The 18,999-nt window shown below is 57.3% G+C and carries 17 protein-coding genes; 9 read left to right on the top strand and 8 right to left on the bottom strand.

Features of this window, described 5'->3' with window-relative positions; translation table 11 throughout:
- Positions 1–102: 102 nt before the first annotated feature.
- Together F4X57_02485 and F4X57_02480 are read left to right on the top strand one after the other, a co-directional pair.
- Positions 103–1,632: an ATP-binding protein gene (locus F4X57_02485; protein MYC06036.1), complete on the top strand. Its 1,530-nt coding sequence runs from the start codon at positions 103–105 to the stop codon at positions 1,630–1,632.
- Between the two features lie 117 nt (positions 1,633–1,749).
- Positions 1,750–2,118 (top strand): cupin domain-containing protein, encoded by a 369-nt coding sequence (locus tag F4X57_02480; protein MYC06035.1) that lies wholly within the window; start codon positions 1,750–1,752, stop codon positions 2,116–2,118.
- Positions 2,119–2,312: 194 nt separating this feature from the next.
- Here F4X57_02480 and F4X57_02475 read toward each other — a convergent pair whose 3' ends face one another.
- The 3 genes from F4X57_02475 to F4X57_02465 all read right to left on the bottom strand — a co-directional run bounded on the left by F4X57_02475 (position 2,313) and on the right by F4X57_02465 (position 5,048).
- Positions 2,313–2,729, bottom strand: coding sequence for a thioredoxin domain-containing protein (locus tag F4X57_02475; GenBank protein MYC06034.1), 417 nt, complete (start codon positions 2,727–2,729; stop codon positions 2,313–2,315).
- 39 nt (positions 2,730–2,768) lie between these two features.
- Positions 2,769–3,734, bottom strand: a complete 966-nt coding sequence (locus tag F4X57_02470; protein MYC06033.1) for a YceI family protein — start codon at positions 3,732–3,734, stop codon at positions 2,769–2,771.
- Positions 3,735–4,043: 309 nt separating this feature from the next.
- Positions 4,044–5,048, bottom strand: coding sequence for a hydrogenase expression/formation protein (locus F4X57_02465; GenBank protein MYC06032.1), 1,005 nt, complete (start codon positions 5,046–5,048; stop codon positions 4,044–4,046).
- A 249-nt stretch (positions 5,049–5,297) separates the two neighbouring features.
- On the opposite strand from F4X57_02465, the gene F4X57_02460 reads away from it, so the two are divergent.
- Positions 5,298–6,008: an HAD-IA family hydrolase gene (locus tag F4X57_02460; protein MYC06031.1), complete on the top strand. Its 711-nt coding sequence runs from the start codon at positions 5,298–5,300 to the stop codon at positions 6,006–6,008.
- A gap of 580 nt (positions 6,009–6,588) precedes the next feature.
- On the opposite strand, the gene F4X57_02455 is transcribed toward F4X57_02460, so the two are convergent.
- Positions 6,589–7,413, bottom strand: coding sequence for an SDR family NAD(P)-dependent oxidoreductase (locus tag F4X57_02455; GenBank protein MYC06030.1), 825 nt, complete (start codon positions 7,411–7,413; stop codon positions 6,589–6,591).
- Between the two features lie 98 nt (positions 7,414–7,511).
- Here F4X57_02455 and F4X57_02450 point away from each other — a divergent pair, with 98 nt between their 5' ends.
- Together F4X57_02450 and F4X57_02445 are read left to right on the top strand one after the other, a co-directional pair.
- Positions 7,512–8,720 (top strand): LLM class flavin-dependent oxidoreductase, encoded by a 1,209-nt coding sequence (locus F4X57_02450; protein MYC06029.1) that lies wholly within the window; start codon positions 7,512–7,514, stop codon positions 8,718–8,720.
- Between the two features lie 61 nt (positions 8,721–8,781).
- A complete protein-coding gene (locus F4X57_02445; protein ID MYC06028.1) occupies positions 8,782–9,450 on the top strand; it encodes a hypothetical protein in 669 nt (222 codons plus the stop codon).
- 336 nt (positions 9,451–9,786) lie between these two features.
- Here the strand turns inward: F4X57_02445 and F4X57_02440 are convergent, their stop codons facing one another.
- Together F4X57_02440 and F4X57_02435 are read right to left on the bottom strand one after the other, a co-directional pair.
- Positions 9,787–10,509, bottom strand: coding sequence for a type II restriction endonuclease (locus F4X57_02440; protein MYC06027.1), 723 nt, complete (start codon positions 10,507–10,509; stop codon positions 9,787–9,789).
- Positions 10,499–11,458, bottom strand: a complete 960-nt coding sequence (locus tag F4X57_02435) for a site-specific DNA-methyltransferase (protein ID MYC06026.1) — start codon at positions 11,456–11,458, stop codon at positions 10,499–10,501. Before F4X57_02435 ends, F4X57_02440 begins: the two co-directional genes overlap by 11 nt.
- 95 nt (positions 11,459–11,553) lie before the next feature.
- On the opposite strand from F4X57_02435, the gene F4X57_02430 reads away from it, so the two are divergent.
- The 4 genes from F4X57_02430 (at position 11,554) to F4X57_02415 (ending at position 15,653) form a co-directional block, all read left to right on the top strand.
- On the top strand, positions 11,554–12,612 hold the full coding sequence (locus tag F4X57_02430) for a hypothetical protein (protein ID MYC06025.1): 1,059 nt from the start codon (positions 11,554–11,556) through the stop codon (positions 12,610–12,612).
- A gap of 299 nt (positions 12,613–12,911) precedes the next feature.
- On the top strand, positions 12,912–13,793 hold the full coding sequence (locus F4X57_02425) for an amidohydrolase (GenBank protein ID MYC06024.1): 882 nt from the start codon (positions 12,912–12,914) through the stop codon (positions 13,791–13,793).
- Between the two features lie 286 nt (positions 13,794–14,079).
- Positions 14,080–15,231 carry a histidine decarboxylase gene (locus F4X57_02420; GenBank protein ID MYC06023.1) on the top strand — a complete coding sequence of 384 codons (1,152 nt, stop codon included), beginning with the start codon at positions 14,080–14,082 and terminating at the stop codon, positions 15,229–15,231.
- Positions 15,210–15,653 carry an ACT domain-containing protein gene (locus tag F4X57_02415; protein ID MYC06022.1) on the top strand — a complete coding sequence of 148 codons (444 nt, stop codon included), beginning with the start codon at positions 15,210–15,212 and terminating at the stop codon, positions 15,651–15,653. Before F4X57_02420 ends, F4X57_02415 begins: the two co-directional genes overlap by 22 nt.
- Before the next feature lie 110 nt (positions 15,654–15,763).
- Here the strand turns inward: F4X57_02415 and F4X57_02410 are convergent, their stop codons facing one another.
- Positions 15,764–17,410: a hypothetical protein gene (locus F4X57_02410; protein ID MYC06021.1), complete on the bottom strand. Its 1,647-nt coding sequence runs from the start codon at positions 17,408–17,410 to the stop codon at positions 15,764–15,766.
- A 165-nt stretch (positions 17,411–17,575) separates the two neighbouring features.
- Positions 17,576–18,778 (bottom strand): PLP-dependent aminotransferase family protein, encoded by a 1,203-nt coding sequence (locus tag F4X57_02405; protein ID MYC06020.1) that lies wholly within the window; start codon positions 18,776–18,778, stop codon positions 17,576–17,578.
- Positions 18,779–18,999 lie beyond the last annotated feature (221 nt).

Genomic DNA, 18,999 nt, shown 5'->3' with positions numbered 1-18,999 from the left:
CGCTTTGAAATATCGAGCAGTCTATACGGCAGGTCGTAATTCAGACTGAGACACTGTCAATGTAGTAGCGTTGACTTTTTAGTGTATATTGTATGTATAAAGATGAAGGGGGAAGGAATAATGATTGCAAGTAATCAGACTTCGCTCTTTGTTGACGATGGACTTCCAAATGAGCTTATAAGCGATTTGCGTCGCCTAAATCCTTGGTGGGAGCATGCCTCCATGCCTCCCCAGCCCAAAATGCGCCGCCATCTCGTAGGGCAGATACGCCGACGGCTGGAAGCCAGGATTGCTCCGATAGTGGTGGTGCGAGGCCCGCGCCAAGTGGGAAAGACAACGGCGCAGTTCCAAATCATTTCTGACCTGCTCGCCGAAGGCGTGCCTCCCACAAGTATTCTGCGTGTCCAGTTCGACGAATTGTACTCGCTCAGAAATTTGAACGAGCCTATTCTTCGCATTTCCGACTGGTTTGAGCGTCAAATAGCTGCTGCGAGATTCAACACATTAGCGGGCGAAGGTCAAAGAGCATATCTCTTCTTCGACGAGGTTCAGAATCTTGACGGCTGGAGCGCCCAACTCAAATCCCTGGTCGACAACTCCGCAGTAAAGGTTGTGGTCACGGGGAGTTCGGCGCTCAGAATCGAGCGAGGGCGTGATAGCCTTGCGGGACGCATCAACACGATCGAAGCTGGCGTTCTCTCATTGACCGAAATCGGCGTTCTTCGAGAGTTGGAGACGCCTGATCCATTTCTACCTGACAATGGGTTAGGTCCACTTTTAGACAAGGACTTCTGGCTGGACCTACGCGCTCACGGACAGGCCCAAGCGAAACTTAGAGACGAAGCCTTTTGCCACTTTTCGGAAAGAGGCGGATATCCACTCGTCCATAATCTCAGGGATGTTGATTGGCATACGCTTGCCGACCAGCTCAACGAAACGGTTATCAAGCGGGTCATTCAGCACGACCTTCGCCTGGGCGAAAGGGGACGCAAGAGGGACCCACAATTGCTTGAAGAGTTGTTTCGTCTTGCCTGCCGATATGCGGGGCAAACCCCAACTGTGTCCACTCTTGCCGAGGAAACACGTCTGTCCCTTAGCGCCAACATCGGCTTTCAGCGAGTAACTTCCTATCTGAGATTTCTCGATGACACTCTTTTGCTCCGGTTGATTCCGCCCCTTGAGATCCGCTTGAAGAGGAAGAGAGGAAGTTCAAAGCTGTGCTTGGTTGATCATGGCTTGCGCGCAAGCTGGCTTCAGGAGCAGATTCCCTTAACTCCAAAAGCGCTGGCGGATCGTCCCGAACTTTCCACTGTAGCCGGACATTTAGCAGAGAGTATCTTCGGTTCGGTCGCTTCTACGATTGCCGGACTGGACATCTCTCACTTGCCAGAGCGAGGCATAGACCGGGAAGTGGATTTCGTTTTGACGATTGGTTATCAGCGCCTACCTGTGGAGATTAAGTATCGGCGCAGGATACATCCTTTGCAGGACACTCTGGGCATTCGGTCATTTATGGAGAAAGCAGTCAATAATGCGCCTTTCGGCATACTAATCACCCAAGACGATGCAGTAACCGTTGATGACCCTCGAATAGTCTGTATGCCACTTTCGACTTTCATGCTACTCAGGTAATTATTTCGCTGCGAAAACTGATGCTCTCACAGGTAGCTGATCTATGCTAACGGAGGCGCGCAGTCATATAATAAGCAGCATCTGAATCGATAGCGCACAATTCAAGGAGAACAGAAAATGCAGGTTATCCGAAATGGGCAGAACGAGCCGGAAGACCGCTCGGACGCGCCGATATTCTACGGCGGCAAGGTTACGGGCGAAGGGATTGTCGGCGACGGTATGAGCGGCGACTTTAACTTCAACAAGGTCAGCTTCTTCAATGGCGCGAAGAACAAGTTCCACACGCACACGAGCGACCAGATTCTGTTCGTGCTGGGCGGCAAGGGCTATGTAGCCACCGACTCGGAGCAGATAGAGGTAGGCGAGGGAGACACGGCGCTAATCCCTGCCGGCGAGCGCCACTGGCACGGCGCCGTCGATGGCGAAGACTTCTCGCACATCTCGCTAACGCATCCTACCAGCCAAACTACCGTGTACGACGACTAGGCTCTGTGGACATTTCTGATTTTCAGCCCGTCATTCCTGCGGAAGCAGGAATCTAGTGTCTGCAAGCAGCGTTAATGAGATAAAATGGCTGCGTTTTGAGATTCTGGATTCCCGTTTTCACGGGAATGACTCAAATGTCAACACGCCCTAGTTATCAGTAATCAGATATGCCATTGCGGTATCGCTTTGACTGACTACTGATTACTTTCCTCAAGCGCGGCTTCGATGGCGGCGCGATAGACTTCGTAGTCCGGTCCGCCCACGCGCTCACCGTTGACGAACACGGAAGGCGTGCCTCTGATGCCGCGTCCCATGCCGTCGATCTGGCTTGCGCGGATGCGCTCGAAGTGGCGGCCGCTATCGAGGCACTCCATAAATGTCGGCAAGTCCAGTTCCAGGCTTTCGGCGGTGGATTGCAGCCAAGCTAGACCGAACCTGTTCTGTCGCGCGTCGTCCCAGTTGTCGAATATGGCGTCGTGATATTCCCAGAACATGTCCTGCTCGGCAGCGCACTCCGTGCCCATCGCGGCGACGATGGATTCCTGACCGATGACGATGAAGTGGCGATACACGAAGCGCACATCGCCCGATGCCACATAGTCTTCGATAATCTGTCGCCCTGGCCCGAGGGCGAATGTGCGGCAGTATGGTCACTGGAAGTCTGAGAACTCGATGACCGTTACCGGCGCGTTCTCATCGCCTAGAAACTGCGCGTACGCCGTATTGTCCGCGCTATCGACATTTATCGCGCCCGCTTCCTCGAACGCTCCCACGAACTCTAACTCTAGCTGGAAACTATCTTCCACGCTGAGCACGACCGCGACGCTAGGCTTGTCTATACCGAACTGCTCGAAGGTAACCACCACGCTCGCCAGTCCGCTTATCGTATCGCCGAACTCCGCGACGACATCCCAGGTTACCTCGCGAGTCTGGTTGCGAACGGTCAGGTCGCCGGTGATGGTGAACTCGACTGTGCCGCTTGCATCGCTGAGCGGTGATGGCAGCCCTTCAGCCGAAGTGGGGCTGAACACAATCGCGGGATATTCTGATGTCAGCAGCGTTCGCTCGCGGACATAGCCATCGCGGCGGTCGCTGTCAGTCGTCAGCGACGCGGCTTGCATAACGATAGCGCTGCCTTCCGCCACAACACCGCCATCGTCATCGAACACGACGCGCCCCACCACCTCGGTAGTCTCACCGACGGCGGTGAAGAACCCTCTGCCCGCCAGCTCTTCATCGATCATGTACCGTGCAACAGTGCCTTCTCCAAGGACAAAGTGGTTCGCGCCCGATCCGCTTGACGCCGCCGTTGCAACCGGCGCAGTCACGGGCGCCTCCGTAGCGGTTGACGCAGGCGCGGCTGTTGCCGCAGGTTGAGTCGCCGATGCCCGTGGCTCCGCGGTTGCCGTGGGTGCGGGTTCAGGCGTAGCGGTGGGCGCGGGTGCAGATGTTGGCGCTGCGGTGGGTGCCGCCGGTGCTGCTGCTGTGGGCGCCGGCGTGTCCGCCGTAGCAGCCGTAGTTTGCGGCTCTGCCTGCTGCGAGCACGCGGCAAGAACCACCGCAAGCATCATAACAACGAGCACGCCAGCCGCCACCCTGCCAATGGAAAAGGGCATAGTGCTAATACTCCGTATCATAACTTTCGCATAATCGCTGCATACAGCATAGCACAGGGCAGGGCGGGGGATGGCGGCGTAGCTTCTTCACTCGCCGTCTTATCTATCCTGTCCATCGATGCTAATACCCGTCTCCCTTCAATTCCACAAGCAAACAACTGCGCTGTCATTCCGATACGAAGTGAGGCATCCGAAATCCTAGCACTGAGCCAGTAGGAGGCTTCAAATTCATCCCGATGCTCGGAATGCCATGGTTGGCAATGGACTTGTATGAAAGGGAGGTGAACGACACGCAATCTCACGGCAACGCTAGTCCGCAAAGAACCGCGCCAATTCGTCGCGGGAGAAGGTGGGAAGCGGGCGCTCTTCGCCGTTTGTGGTGATGCGCAAGCCGGCGGACTGCGGGGTGATGCTGCCGATTATGCTGGCAGGGATGCCTTCGCTGCCTAGCGCATCGATGACGCGTTCGGCGTCCGGTGGCGACATAGTTGCGAGCAGCGCGCCGGATGCGATTAGCCCGAGCGGGTCGAGCGAGAGCGCGTCGCAGATTGCGCGGCACTCGGGCAGTATCGGGATACGCGCCGCGTCAATGGTCAGACCTACGTCTGCCGCCGTCGCGAGTTCCAGCAGCGCGGAGGCTATTCCGCCTTCTGTCGGGTCGTGCATGGCATGTACGGTTGCCGTGTCGCAGGCTATTGCCGCAGCACGCGCCACGCTTATGCCCGGAGTGAACAAGAACGCCTTCGCGCGCTCGATGACCGCCTGCGGCACACCTTTCGCCGCCAGCGCGTCCTCTGCTTCGCGCGCCAGAATCGATGCACCTTCTATCGCCACGCCTTGCGTCAGCACGATGCTGTCGCCGACCTGCGCGCCGGATGTCAGCACGACCTTGTCCTTGTCCACCTCGCCGAGCATCGCGCCCATCATCACGGGACGCGGCAAGCCGTAGGTTATCTCGGTGTGTCCGCCGATGAGCGTGATGCCAAGGGAGTCGCACGCCTCAATCAGTTGCGAGAAAATCGTAGCGGTCTGTGTTTCGGTCGTGCCTTCGGGCAGCAGCAGCGTCGCCATCAGCCAGCGCGGAGTCGCGCCCATCGCCGCCAAATCGTTCGCGTTGACCTGCACCAAATACCAGCCGATAAGATCGGTGGCAAATGTGATGGGATCGGTCTTGGCGACGAGATACCGGTCGCCCATGTCGATGAGGGCGGCATCTTCCCCGGCGCGCGCGCCCAACACCACACGCGGGTCGCGCACATCAATGTCAGACAGCAGCCGCGAAAGCAACTCCATCGGAAGTTTGCCAGCAAGCATATTTAGTCAGTCAGTCTTTCAGTATGCCAGTTAGGTCAGTAATAAGGTAACATAGACAGTCAGGAAACTGACCGACTGAAAGAGATACGATTTCACAAAGGCCTTTCATACCTGTCATTTCGAGCGAAGCGAGAAATCTAAAGTCGGAAACAGGTTTGCGTGCAACGATTTCAGATTCCTCACTGCGTTCGGAATGACAACATTAGGGATTTGTGAAGTCGTCTTTGAAAGACTGATGAACTGACGACCATGATAACTGCAGTATTCTTCGATCTATACGGTACATTGGCCGGTTTTCGCCCCTCGCGCTACGAGATACAGTCGGAGGCGCTCGCGGACTTCGGTATCACCGTGACGCCGGACGGCATTCTGCGCGGCTACTACCTTGCGGACGCATTTATGTCGCAGCAGAACGCCACGAAGCCGGTGCGTAGCCTGTCGCGCGAGGAGAACCAGGTGTTCTTCGCCGAGTATGAGCGGCGTGTGCTGCGTGGCGCGGGCGTTGAGGTGTCGCAGGAGCAGGCGTGGGAGATATGGCGGCGCATACGGCGCATCGACTACGCGCTCGCGCCGTTCGACGACACGATACCCGCGCTAGAAGCGTGCAGGCGGATGGGCTTGATCGTCGGGCTAATCAGCAACATGAACCGGAACGGCGATGAGCTGGCGGACAGCCTCGGACTACTGCCGTATCTGGATTTCTCAATAACATCGCACGAAGTCGGCGCGGAAAAGCCCGACCCGTTGATATTCGAGCGTGCGCTGGGACGCGCGGACGCGCGTCCCGAATCTGCGGTGCATGTAGGCGACCAGCTGACATCCGATGTGGCGGGTGCGCTGAATGTGGGCATTAGCGCCGTGTTGCTGGACAGGGACGGCAACCACAGGGATTACAAGGCACAGCCGCGCATCACCGACCTATCCGAATTACCGGAACTATTGGAGACAATGAGCGACTAGAAGTCGTCGTCAGCCTTGCGCCTGCGCCGCTTCCCCACGACCTCGACCGTTTCGGCGGCTACCACCGGCGAAATATAAGTGTCTCGCTTCTGTGCCTTCTTCTTGGGCTTTTTAGCCTCACGCTTAGGGACACTTCCTCGCGGCATAACTTTCACCTCCCTAATTGGTGTTGGCTCGACTGTTATCATCGACACATGTCATCGTCACAATCGCAACAGTCGCACTTGCCAGAGTTTAGACGAGATTCAAGAATATGTAAAGCAACGCTACGAAAACGCATCTTCCGTCGCTGTGCGCTATCGCCGGAGATGGCGGATGATAGCGACCGCCGCCTCAGTCTCACAAACGCTGCACTATGCTACCGCGCCCACTACCACAATCAGCAGTCCCAAGCGCACGAACAGTCGATTTTCCATCTCTTTCACGTCAGCTCTTGTGGCAATATGTTCGTGACCGCCTTCCAAACGGCTCACCCGGCTATCTACGCCTTGCACCTTGTCACTTAAGTTTTTGACATCTTCTACTGTTGCTATATGTGTATCAAATCTGCAACCTTGCGCACTTATACTTTAACAGACGCTTAGCCAAAGGTGAATGGCGGTGGCTGCCTGCCGTCGATGTCGGTAAAGCCGTATTCTCGCGCGAGTTCGCCGGTCTTGTAGGCGTTGCCGCTTCGTCGCATCACATCGGGATCCGTTGCAAGGGTGACGACGGCGCGCCCCGCGTATCGCGGCGATTCCGCGATTGCCAGCTCGTCGGCGGACGCGAACCGCTCCACGCGCTCGGTGCGCGTCAAGCCCGGATATAGCGCGAGCGCGACGATCCCGTGCTGCCGCAATTCCTGCGCCATCGCGAACGCCATGCGGTCCACGGCTGCCTTGGCGATGTCGTACATCACCTGCCCGCGATACTTGTCCTCGTCGCCCGACGATATGTTCACGATGAGTCCGCAGCTCTGCGGTACCATCAGCGGCACGGCGAGACGGCTCGCCGTGTAGTGCGCGCGCACGCCGGCGTTGAACATCAAGCCCCAGCGCCAAAGCGGCTGCTCCCAGAACGGCGCCACGAAATCCACATCGTCGATGCGCTCGTAGCCGCCCCAGACATTGTTCACCAGTATGTCCAGCCTGCCCTGTTCGCGCGCAATCTGCTCGAACAGGTCGCGCACATCGGCGTCATTCGTGTGGTCGCAGCGTACGGCGATTCCTGTGCCGCCAGCCTGCGTTACCAGCGCAGCCGCGCCGTTCACATCGCCGCCCAGCGATTCCGTTGTCGCGCTTCTGCTTACGCTGCGCCCGGTTACATACACCGTCGCGCCCGCAATGCCCAGCTCGTGCGCGATACCGCGTCCGACGCCACGGCTGGCACCCGTAACCAGCGCGATTTTGCTCGATAATTCGGTCATATTTGCTACTTTCCATCGCCGTTCAGAACTTGTCGCTTGTTGACACTTGATTATGTCGGACTACAATAAGCCTATCTTACATAATTTGGAGGCGCGTCATGATTACGAAATTCGACAGCCTGTATGCCGGGCATGTGGACATGGACAATATCGGCTATGCGGGCACAGCGGTGAACGACCGCGTTTTCGACAACGACCATCTGGCGAGCGTCTATTCCAAGACGGACGCGATAGCCAAGACGATGGATGCGAACGGCTATGACACATTCTGGCTTGCGGAGCACCATTTCCAGCCGGAGGGCTACGAGTGCATACCCAATGTGCTGATGAGCGCGGTGCATCTGGCGCACATCACGGAACGGCTGAACATCGGCTGCGGCTTCAACATCGCTCCGATGTGGCATCCGCTGCGACTGGCGGAAGACTACGCGACTGCGGACATCCTGACCGGCGGGCGCGTTATATTCGGCGTTGGACGTGGTTACCACAGCCGCGAGATTGAGTCGTTCGGCTCGCCCCTGTTCGACCAAGAGGGCAACCGCGACCTGTTTGAGGAGCAGGTGGACATCATCTTCAAGGCGTTCAACGAAGACTCGTTCTCACACCACGGCAAGAACTACACCATCCCGCCGAGCGTGCCGTATCGCGGCTATGAACTCGAGGAGATAACCCTCGTGCCGCGTCCGATGCGCTTACCTGTCGAATGCTGGCAGCCGATACAGAGCGCGACTCCTCGCGGACTGGACTTCATGGCGAAGCACGGCATCAAGGGCATCATCGGCGGCGGCGTAGCAGAAGGCGGTGCGATGCACCGCGTCGTGGAGGCGTTTCGAGAGGCATACGCGCGCACCGGCGTTGACTTAGAACTCGGCGGCAACCTGAGCTTCGGCTATCACTTCTACCTCGCCGACAGCAAGGAAAAGGCGATACGAGAGGCAGCCGCGCTGTTTGAGGAAAACCTGAAGATGTTCGGACCGCTGCGTCTGGTGCGCGCACTCAGCGAAGAGCAAATAGACGCGATGAGCGATCCGAGGCGCGCGCCAAACTCCGATCTGCCGCGCATCGAAGGCGCAGTCGAAGCGGGAGGATTCCTATGCGGCACGCCCGAAGAAGTCGCCGCCCAGCTAAAGCGCGTGGAAGAGGCATATCCTGGCTTAGACAGAATAAGCGTAAGCCAGCCCGTAGGCACAGCCGAGGCAATCATCACTGAGCAGCTCCAATGGTTCGCCGAAGAAGTCATGCCCGCGTTCAAGGGGAGCGCATCAGCGCGCGAATCTGAACTGGAAGCGGTGCCCGGCGACGACTAGGCGGTTGGATGAAAATACCACTGACGACTTTTGAGCGTTAACACTTGAAAGAGGAGAAAACATGCCAAACAAAAAAGGCAGCGCCCTGCTGATGGTCTGGACAGAAGTCCCGGCCGATAAGGAGGACGACTACAACGCCTGGTACAACGAGGAGCACATTGCGGAGCGGCTCGCCATCCCCGGCTTCCTGAGCGCCGCTCGCTACGAATCATCATCCCCCGGCGCGCCCAAGCACCTCGCGATGTACGAATTGGAGAACATCGACGTGATGACGTCGGATGCGTACCTGAGCGTTCGTGCCAACCCGACAGAGTGGACGAAGCGCTGCTCACCGGATGTGATCGCCACGACCTACATCCGCAACACGTACGAGCAGATATTCCCGGCAGACGTCGAAGAAGGCACGGCGCAGAGCGGGATGGCGGCCGCGTTGCAAATCGGACGAATGACCGTCCCGCCGGAACTGGATGCCGAGTGGAACGACTGGTACAACAGCGTCTATGTGCCCAACTACATGAAAGTGCCGGGCTGCATACGCGGCAGGCGCTACCGCGCCGTTGTCGGCGAGCCCGCATACCTCACCGTGTACGAATTCGAGCATCCCGAAGTATCGCAGACCGACGAATGGAATCGGCAGCGCGCCATAGACCCGCGCAACGAACGCTGGCAGAACACGATGGAGCACGCGGCGGGTTCGCCGGGCGTGTGGGTGAAGACGTTTGAGTTGTAGTAGATGGCCTGGGATGAATAGGATAAGGGGATGAGGGGACGGCGTGGAAATTGCGCTGTTATTTCGTCCCCTGCTCTCGCTTTAAGCAGGTTACTTCCCCTTTGATTTCGAGCATGAGCAGTTGACATACTCGCCGCGCTCGATCGTCGCAAAACCTTTAAGCGCCTTCTTCTGCACGATTGGCGACTTGTACGGCTTGAACCGCTCTTCGATTCTCGCCTTTTCCTCAAGGCTGAATTCTTTGTCCATTCGTGCTGCCATCGCTGTCCCCTTCCATTAGTCAAATCATTGGAGCCAGTGTAATGACTTAATGAAGGACTCACAACATCCCAAAGATTACTCATCCCATACAAAAGGCGTTCCCGCATCAAGCGATATATGTTGCACACGCCACGAAGCCAATTGCTTCAACCTGCTGAGGCTGATTCTAGCGCGAAATGGTTCGCCTCGACTTGGAGCGTTCCTGCCCGCAAGCCAAAATGTCTGCTCCGGCGTCGGATTGTAGCGGTCTTGCAGTATCCCGTTAGGCAGACATGTTACGGACATGCTTTCAAGCGCTTTCTGCAATGTCTCTGAGCCTTCGGAGTAGTTGTACTTGACGAAAACCGTTGTAACGAGATATTCGTCATTCTGAACGTTGAGGATTCGCGGCAATGTTCCCTGTTCATCTACGGGTGCGCCGGCGCGCATCTGCCTGACGCTCATGGATGTTTGCGCTGTCTGTATCGTAACCGTTCCCGCGCCTTCAATCTTTTCTGCTTTGGAATCTACGAACAACGCCTGTCTGACAGAATACTCAGGTTGAAATACATACCTAGCCCTCTTGTAATCAATCTTCCCGAATAGCCTTACGGGTATGGTCGAAGTGCCCATACGATCCATGGCTTCGCGGGTGATGTCTTCGCCAATGTCTGCCACAAGGTCGGTTTCGTGAATGAAGAATTCGCCGGCTTCGTTTCTGAAATCGTAAATCGCTTGAACGACCATACGCAGTGTCGCCTTCTCGACTTGTTCAAGAAGGGTTAGATTATGCAACAGCGATTGCGGCTCAAGAGACATAAGCCTCGTCCAATGTTTCTTTGCAGCGTCTTCTGGCAAGCTCGGCGTAATCAGCCAGCAACTCTATGCCAAGATAGCTACGCCCTTCCCCAATCGCGGCGACCGCCGTCGTGCCGCTCCCCATAAAGCAGTCCAGCACCAAATCACCGGGCGCGGAGAATAGGCGGATTACTCGGCGCGGCAGCTCAATCGGGAATTGCGCCTCATGCTCTACATTCGCGCGCACCGACGGGATGTCCCAAACGCCCCGTGAACCCCACTCGCCCCATTCCTCTTTACTCAGGCGCGAGCGGTCAATGGTCGTAATCCCCGGCTTCCAAAAGACATAGATGTACTCGAACTCATCCACCGAGCGATATGAAAGACTATGCCACCTGCTATTTTCCCAACAAGCATCCTTTACCCACACGCGGCGGTCGTATAGGTAAAATCCCGCTTGGGCTGCCCAATCTTCCACCAATCCGCCCACTATCTTCACTTTTCGCTGAACCGCGTACTTTCCGCCCCGCACATTATTGTTGTTGAGTCGCCTGTCAATCGTCTGCTCGCTGCAACCCAGCAATTCGGCAAGTTGGTATCTGTTGAACGCGGGATGCGCCTCTTGCGCCGCCAAAACTTGCTCTCGCGTAATTTTGACCTTCTTGCTGGAAACATTATCCGCTTGGATGCGCGGCATTTCAGGGTCAGGAAACGCTAGTATGTCCGCTATATTGATAGCGAGAAATCCGCCTGGCTTCACAATGCTGAAGTGTAGTGCTATAACCTCACATAGAAGTTCTTGCCAGTCGTCGAAAGAAAGGCTCTTTTCATAGGATTTGCCCACAAAGTATGGCGGCGACCAGAAGCTCAGATCGATGGACTCGTGGCAAATTTGCCTGAGCAATTTGCGGGCGTCGCCGCAGTAAATCTCATTGGCTTGCAGTTGCCTGATATCTTGTAGCGTAGTCATCGCTGTCCTCACTCACAATAAAGTGTATCATGAACACAAGCTATACAATGCGCGCTGACTTGGATTTACGGGTTATAGAAAACGGAGGCGCACTAATGACCACCACAAACGGACACCACCAAACCCACATCTACATCGGCATCGCCGGCGAAGGCGACGCCATCGGGCAGGGCGGCATGCTGCGGCGCGCGCTGGGCGATTCCGAGTGGCTGAGCATCTCCAACGGGCTGCCCGCGAATCCGCAGGTGCGCGCGCTCGCCATCCGTCCGGACGACCCGTCGGTGATTTTCGCAGGCACGCAGGACGGACCGTATCGCAGCGACGACCGCGGCGAATCTTGGCGCGCGCTCGATGCGCCGAAAGCCGATGTCTGGTCGCTCGCGTTCAGCCCTGCCGACCCGGACACGTTGTACGCCGGTTACGAACCCTGCGCCATCGCGCGCTCTCAGGACGGCGGCGACACTTGGCAGAAGATGGACACTAGTCGCGTGCAATACCCGGATGTCACGACATACATGCCGCCACTCGCCAAGCGCGTCATCGGGCTGTGCGCCGATCCGTCCGAGCCGGACGATGTTTACGGCGCGATAGAAGTCGGCGGACTGATAGCCAGCAGAGACGGCGGCGCGTCCTGGGATTCGCTCACCGACGGGCTTTACCGTGACAATCACACGGTTGACCTGCACGGCGTTCAGGTGAGCGCGGCGGCGCCCGGCACGGTGTTCATCATCGCGCAGGTGGCAATGTTCCGCAGTCGCAACAAGGGGCGAAACTGGGAACACATCCGCTTTGGCGAAATGTTCCCCGGCGGCTCGTACTGCCGCGGCTTGCTCGTATCGCCGGACGACCCGCGCACGATATACCTTGCGGCAGGCGCGGGCGGCGGCGGCGCTCCGTCCGGCACGCAGGAAGCCGGCGCGCTCTTCCGCAGCGACGACGCCGGCGAAGTCTGGCAGCGCCTGGACATCGGCGACGAACCGCCGGGCAGAATGTTCCAAGTGGCGATAGACCCGCGCGCGCCTGACAATGTGTTCTGCGTTACCAACTACGGGCACTTCTTCGCCAGCGCAGATGGCGGCGATAGCTGGATTTCCGAGAAGATTCCGCTAGACTTGCAGCGCGGATACCATGTATATCCGATGGTGAGCGGATAATAACGGGACTGAACACGGGACGGAACAATAGGCTGTGCAAGAGGCAAATATGCTTAAATCTATCGGCATGTCCGTCTTGATGTTTTTTTCGGAGTGATTATCCGGCTGGTCATTGACTATAACCCCACCTACCGAAGCATACATTCCGGCGAATGCGATTTGTTGACGGAGGCATGAGTTCTAGGCTTGATACTGGCAGTCATCGCATTTTGTCCGTTATCATAACCATAGGCGCTTATGATAAAGAGAAGTTCAGGATGTGGTGCGCTTCACGCTGAAGTTACAGGCCAACAGATACGATGAAACAGGGCAGGAGAAACAACATGGATGAGCAGACTCCCACCATTGACTCGCAGGTGCATGCCTACGAGCGCGACAGCCCCGATCGTCCCTGGCAGGGCTTTCTGGATGGACCCGATGAGGTTACGGGCGACGACATGGTTGCCGCTATGAACGCGGTGGGCGTGGACGGCGCGCTACTAGTGTCGCCGTATTCTATGTATCGCTTCGATCCGAGCTACGCACTGGAAGTCCACACGAAGCATCCCGGTAAGTTTGGCGTCATACGGCCGTTCAACCCTGAGTCTGAGACAATTGACGATGATATGGCGGAATGGACGGCGACTCCCGGAGTCGTGGGCGCGCGCATAATGCTCACTTACGGAGATTACGATGACGGTTCGCATGCGGGGTTGAACGCCATCGTCGCCGCGGCGGGACGCGCAGGCGTTCCCGTGAACATCATGTCAACGGGCAAAATGCATGTCGTGGGAGAACTTGCGCGGCGCAATCCGAACACGCAGCTCGTCATAGACCATGTGGGGCTGGATCAGCCGCGCCACCCACCCGCGCCGACGGAGCCGTGGGCGGATCTGCCGGCCGTTGTGGCGATGGCTGCGCTCGACAATGTGGCAATCAAGATTTCGGGCGCGTGCACGCTGGCGCATGAGCCGTTCCCATATCCTGATATATGGGAGCCACTTGGACAGCTTTTCACTGCGTTCGGATTCGAGCGCTGTCTATGGGGAACGGACTGGACGCGGGCGATACATGTGCTGACATACGAGCAAGGCGTGGCGGCGTTCCGCGTAACGGACTCGCTGTCGGATTCCGAGCGCACTATGCTGATGGGCGGCGCGCTGACGCGAATATACAACTGGTCGCCTGATCCTGACGCGTAGATTTCGCAGAAATGAAAGACGATTCCATGACGAGGGTTTGCTCGGGACAGGCTTTAACCATCCCCCATTCCCCCATTAACGGGTAGGATGGGTAGGTATTTGATTCTCGTATTTGACATGGCGTGATTCCGTAGGGGCGACCGGCCGGTCGCCCCTACAAACACATCCGATACCATTGTATTCGGCATATACCTGTCACTATCAGCCCATTAAGGCGGAAGGGGACTTATGAAATCGTCTCAAGGTCTCAAGTTTGAAATCGTCTCAAGTTAAGGAACGAACCGAGATGGATACAGGAACTTCTGTAAACCGGAATCAGAACCAGGACAAAATCGACGCGCGCATTCAACAAACACTATCGGCGTTCAGCCGGCTCAGTCCGTTTTCGGCGGGCTATCCGGTCAACCAGAACTTCGATTACACCAGCTTGTACCCGTTGCTCGCCTACGCCGCGAACAATGTCGGCGACCCGTTTGGGCATTCGCGCTACCAGTCTAACACTCACGAAACGGAGCGAGAGGTGGTAACCGCCGTCGCCGAGCTGATGCGCCTGCCCGTTGAAGATGCTTGGGGATATGTTACCGCCGGCGGCACAGAAGGCAACATGTACGGCATATATGTTGGGCGCGAGCTGATGCGCGACCCGGTGGCGTACTTCTCACAGGATACGCACTACTCCGTGCTGAAGATTTTGCATGTGCTGAACATCCGCAACATCATGATTCGCAGTCAGGACAACGGTGAGATGGACTACGACGACCTGCGCGAATCGATACGCATCAACCGCACATCGCCCGCGCTGATTGTCGCCAACATCGGCACGACGATGAAAGGCGCGGTGGACAACCTTGACCGCATCAGGGAGATAGTGCAGGAGTTGGCGTTGCCGCGATACTACATTCACGCGGACGCCGCGTTCCACGGCATGATACTGCCGTTCGTGGATGACCCGCAGCCGTTCGGCTTCGACAGCGGCGTGGATAGCATCGCAGTGTCCGGGCACAAGATGTTCGGCTCTCCTCTGCCGTGCGGCGTAGTCGTGACAAAGAAGGAATACACGGCGCAAATCGGCAGGGCAATCGAGTATGTCGGCGTATTGGACACGACGCTGCTAGGCTCGCGCAACGCGATTACGCCGATGATAATGTGGTATTCGCTGACGAAGAACGGCGTCGATGGATTCCGGCGCATAGTCGCGGATATGCTCGACACCGCCGAGTACGCGGTACAGCGGTTCAACGAGAACGGCATACCGGCATGGCGCGCGAAGAACAGCCCCATCGTCGTGTTTCCCCGACCGTCGTCGTATGTGCTGTTCCAGTGGCAGTTGGCGCCGATAGACGACATCGCCCACCTGATAACGATGCCCCATGTAACCCGCCAGATGATAGACGAGGTAGTTGCGGATTGCCTCGAATGGCCGCCGGAGACGACATGACCCAGAATTCAGACCAGCAGTCGGCGCAGCGCCGCATCATAGTCATCACGGCTGCGAAGCCGGGTGCGTTGGCGCGCGTGACCACCGCGCTCGCCGAAAAAGACATAAACATCGAAGACATAGACGGCCGCAACGCCGGCGACCTTGGCGTCATTAGGCTGCGGTCGGACGACGACGACGCTGCACTGCGCGCGCTGCTAGAAGCCGATCTGCGCGCCATAAGCTCGGACGCCGTGGTATTCCGCCTGCCGGACAGGCCGGGCGCGTTGGCGAGTGTATCGCAGCTCTTCGCCAGCCACGACATCAACGTGCGCGCCATCCACATCGCGCAACGCATTGAAGGCTACGGCATAGTAGCCGTAAACACCGACAACGACCAACTGGCCCGCTCCCTCCTGGACGAAGACTCCCTGCTGTCGTAGGGGCAACTCTTACGCCCATGCCGTAGTAGCCGGGATAAGCCTGCCATGCGCCGGGTCCACCGCGAGCCGCAGCCCTTCCAAAGTATATGCGCCCAGCAGCGCGCGGGCGTTCAGATTTCGCGTCCCTGCGCGCTCAGGACTATCATCTCCAGAACCTCGTGGCTGGAAATCGAGCCGATGAACTCCCCCGTCTCCGAGTCCTCAACCGGCAGTACGGTCAGAGAGTTCTCCGTCATTCGCTGTAGGGCATCCTCGACGAATTCGTGAGAATAGGCACGGGGCGTATTGTGGCGCAGCACCTGTGTAAGCGAGGTGCGCTCCCACTCGCTGCGCGGCAAGTAACGCAGCATGCCGAGGGAGACTATGCCGGCCAGCTTGCCCTCTTCCACGATGACATAATCGTGCTGCTCCGGCAGGAGCCAGCTTTCTGCGAATGCCTTGACCGTCATCGACTGCTCTGCGTAGCTACGGGAGCGGTCTAGGATGTCTTGCACCCTGAATCCTTCCAATGCAAAGCGATACAGCGAAGGTGGTATTTGGTCTTGCGGAGTGGTCTCTTCGGAGTGATCAATCCTCCTAATCGCAAAACTGATGCCAAACGGCGTCAGCAGGATATACGCGAACATCACCAGAACCAGCAGTGATAAGATGCCACTGTCGATAGCTTCGGTATGGTGCAGCACGAGAAGAAGCGCGATTTCTGCCACACCCTTCGCCATCAGCCCTGCGGCTATTGCAAAGGGCGCGTCAATCCGTGTGATGTATGCACTGATGAAGGATGCGACGAATTTGCCGAGCAGAGGCACGAAAACGAGCGCCAGAATGGTCTCAATCGGCAGCTTCACGAAATCTAAGCTTAGGTGTAACCCGGCCGACGCGAAGAACAGAGGTACGAAAAACCCTTCAGCCGTGCCTTTCATGCCCGGCATAATATCCCGGCGAACCTGGTAGGGCAGTAGAGATAGGGCGCCTCCGAAGAGCAACGCTCCCAGCGAGCCGTGCAGCCCGACCGTTTCCGCTCCCACAACTACGAGGAACAGCCCGCCCAGCAACAGCCCGAACGAGAGTTGCGGCACCTGAAGGAAGCGATGCAGCAAGACTATTATTCTGGGTAGAATCCTGACGGAGAAGAACCATGTTACCGCGGAGAACCCGACAATCTGCCCAACAATCATTGCCATGCTGAGCAAGTTGAGCTGGTGGGCGCGTCCGCTTGCGCCAAAGTGCTCGGTTATTGCGAAGCCAACGACGAACAGCGAGATAAGCTCGGCAATAATCACAGCCGTGAATATCCGGACGCCAACAGGCTCTCTGATGCGTCCTTCATCAATCAGCACTTTGGCGACCACTCCAAGGCTGGACAGGGACAGCACTCCGGCAAGTCCAAGCGCCTGGGTGAAACTGAGATTCAAGCCCAGATCAAACAGAAAGTCGGTAGTCACTGCCAGCGAAATCAGCAGCGAAATGGTCACGGATAGTAAAGCGGTAAGAAACAGGCGACCCCGAATAGACGCAAGGAAGCCTCGAATGTCCAGTTCCTCCAAGCCGATTAGGAAGAAGAAGATGAAAATGCCGAGGCTCAGGACAATCTCGATTTCGACGCCCGGTTCGACCAGTCCGGTTAAAGGACCGAGGATTACGCCCGTCGTCGCGTAGGCAATAATCGAATTAAGGCCGAAGCGCTTGAATACGCCTTCCAGCAGCTTGGCAACGACAATCATCGCGCCGATAGCAAAGAGGGAGTCGTGGAGTTCCAACGCGTAACGTCCTTCCCAGGCTCAAAAGCGAATTTGCAGCGCGGACGCTAATGAGATAGTAAGCCAGCGCCTAGTCAGAAACCATAGGAATTAGGAATTATGTCCATTTGTGAAAGATGGTTGCAATAGAGCCTATGTGGGGATGGCCTATGTGGGAACGGAGGATCAGGGCAGCTCGCCCTCTCGCCGGAACACATCCGCCAATTTCGCCACGCCTTCCCATATATCTTCAACGGACGGGAGCGCGAAGCACAGACGGATGTAGTTCGCGGCGGCTTCCGGGTCTGCCGACCAGTCGGGACCCGGATTGAATGCGATGCCTTCTTCGAGGGCGGGCGCGACCAACTCTCGCACATCAACACCGTCCGGGAACTTCATCCACAGGTACATGCCGCCTCTGGGCATCTCGAACTCCACATTCGGCCCGAACGACTCGCGCAGCGCGCCGCCGAGCGCGTCCCGCTTGCGCTGCAATGCCGCGCGCAGGTCTTGAATGTGCTCGTCGTAGTGGTTCGTGAAGTAGTCGCCGACTATGAGCTGGTCCATCACGCCGCTGCCGGCGTCTGCCTTGGCGGATATGAAGCGGCTCATAATCTTCCAAGGCGCGACCATATATCCGAGCCGCATTGCGGGGCCCAAGTTCTTGGAGAACGAGCCGATGTGCAGCACCCGGTTCGTGTCGTCCAGCGCCTTTATCGCGGGTTCGTACTTGTCCTCAAACACAAGATCGGCGTAGCACTCGTCCTCGAATATCGGCACGCCGTACTCGGCGCTCAACTCGAGCATCCGGTGGCGGCGCTCCATGCTCATCACGGAGCCGTTGGGGTTTTGCAGCGTGGGTATCGTGTAAATGTACTTCGGTCGGACGCCCTTGCCGCGCAATTCTTTGAGAATGCGTTCCAAGTCTTCCATCACGATGCCGTCATCGTCAATCTTGACGCCGACGAAGTTGACATTGCGCTTTCGCAGGAAGTTCAGCGCGCCGGAGAAGCTGAACTCCTCCACGATGACCGTATCGCCCTCTTCCAGCAGCACGTCGTTGATAATCTGAATGCCCTGCCCGGAGCCGGAGGTAATCAGCACTTCATCAGTTGTAATCTCAATGCCGCGATGCGCCCTGAGCTTGTCAACCACGAACTGGCGCAGGGGCAGGATGCCTTGCGGCCCGTCAAGGCTGTACATAGACATGTACTTGGGGTCGCCGCTGAACACATTCGTCGCGGCTTCGATAAACCCTTCCATCGGCACCGAGTCGGGGTCGCTATGCCCGCCGATGAAGTTGTATTTGGGGTGTCCTTCAAACTGAGCCGCGGGCGCGGGCAGGTCCTTGTTGAAGAGCGTCGAATAATCGAGGGCGTTGCCGGTCATGGGGATGTGCCTCCAAATGGTATTAGCGCGTGCCTATACGCTGGCAAGCGCGGGAATGGAGGCATAGTATCATCGCGCAGATTGCTTGTCTAATGGCGCGGAATAGCCACAAAAAGGCACAAGAGGATACAGAGTTGGGTTAAGGGCTGCGGTTGTTGATGGGGATGGTTAGCTTGGGAGTGGGGATTTGGGCTGCTGCGGTGTGCTTGCGGTCGCGTCCT

It is taken from the genome of Chloroflexota bacterium, from assembly GCA_009840355.1.
Lineage (GTDB): Bacteria > Chloroflexota > Dehalococcoidia > Lucifugimonadales > JADFKI01 > Bin90.
This window is presented reverse-complemented; position numbering and strand designations above follow the sequence as displayed.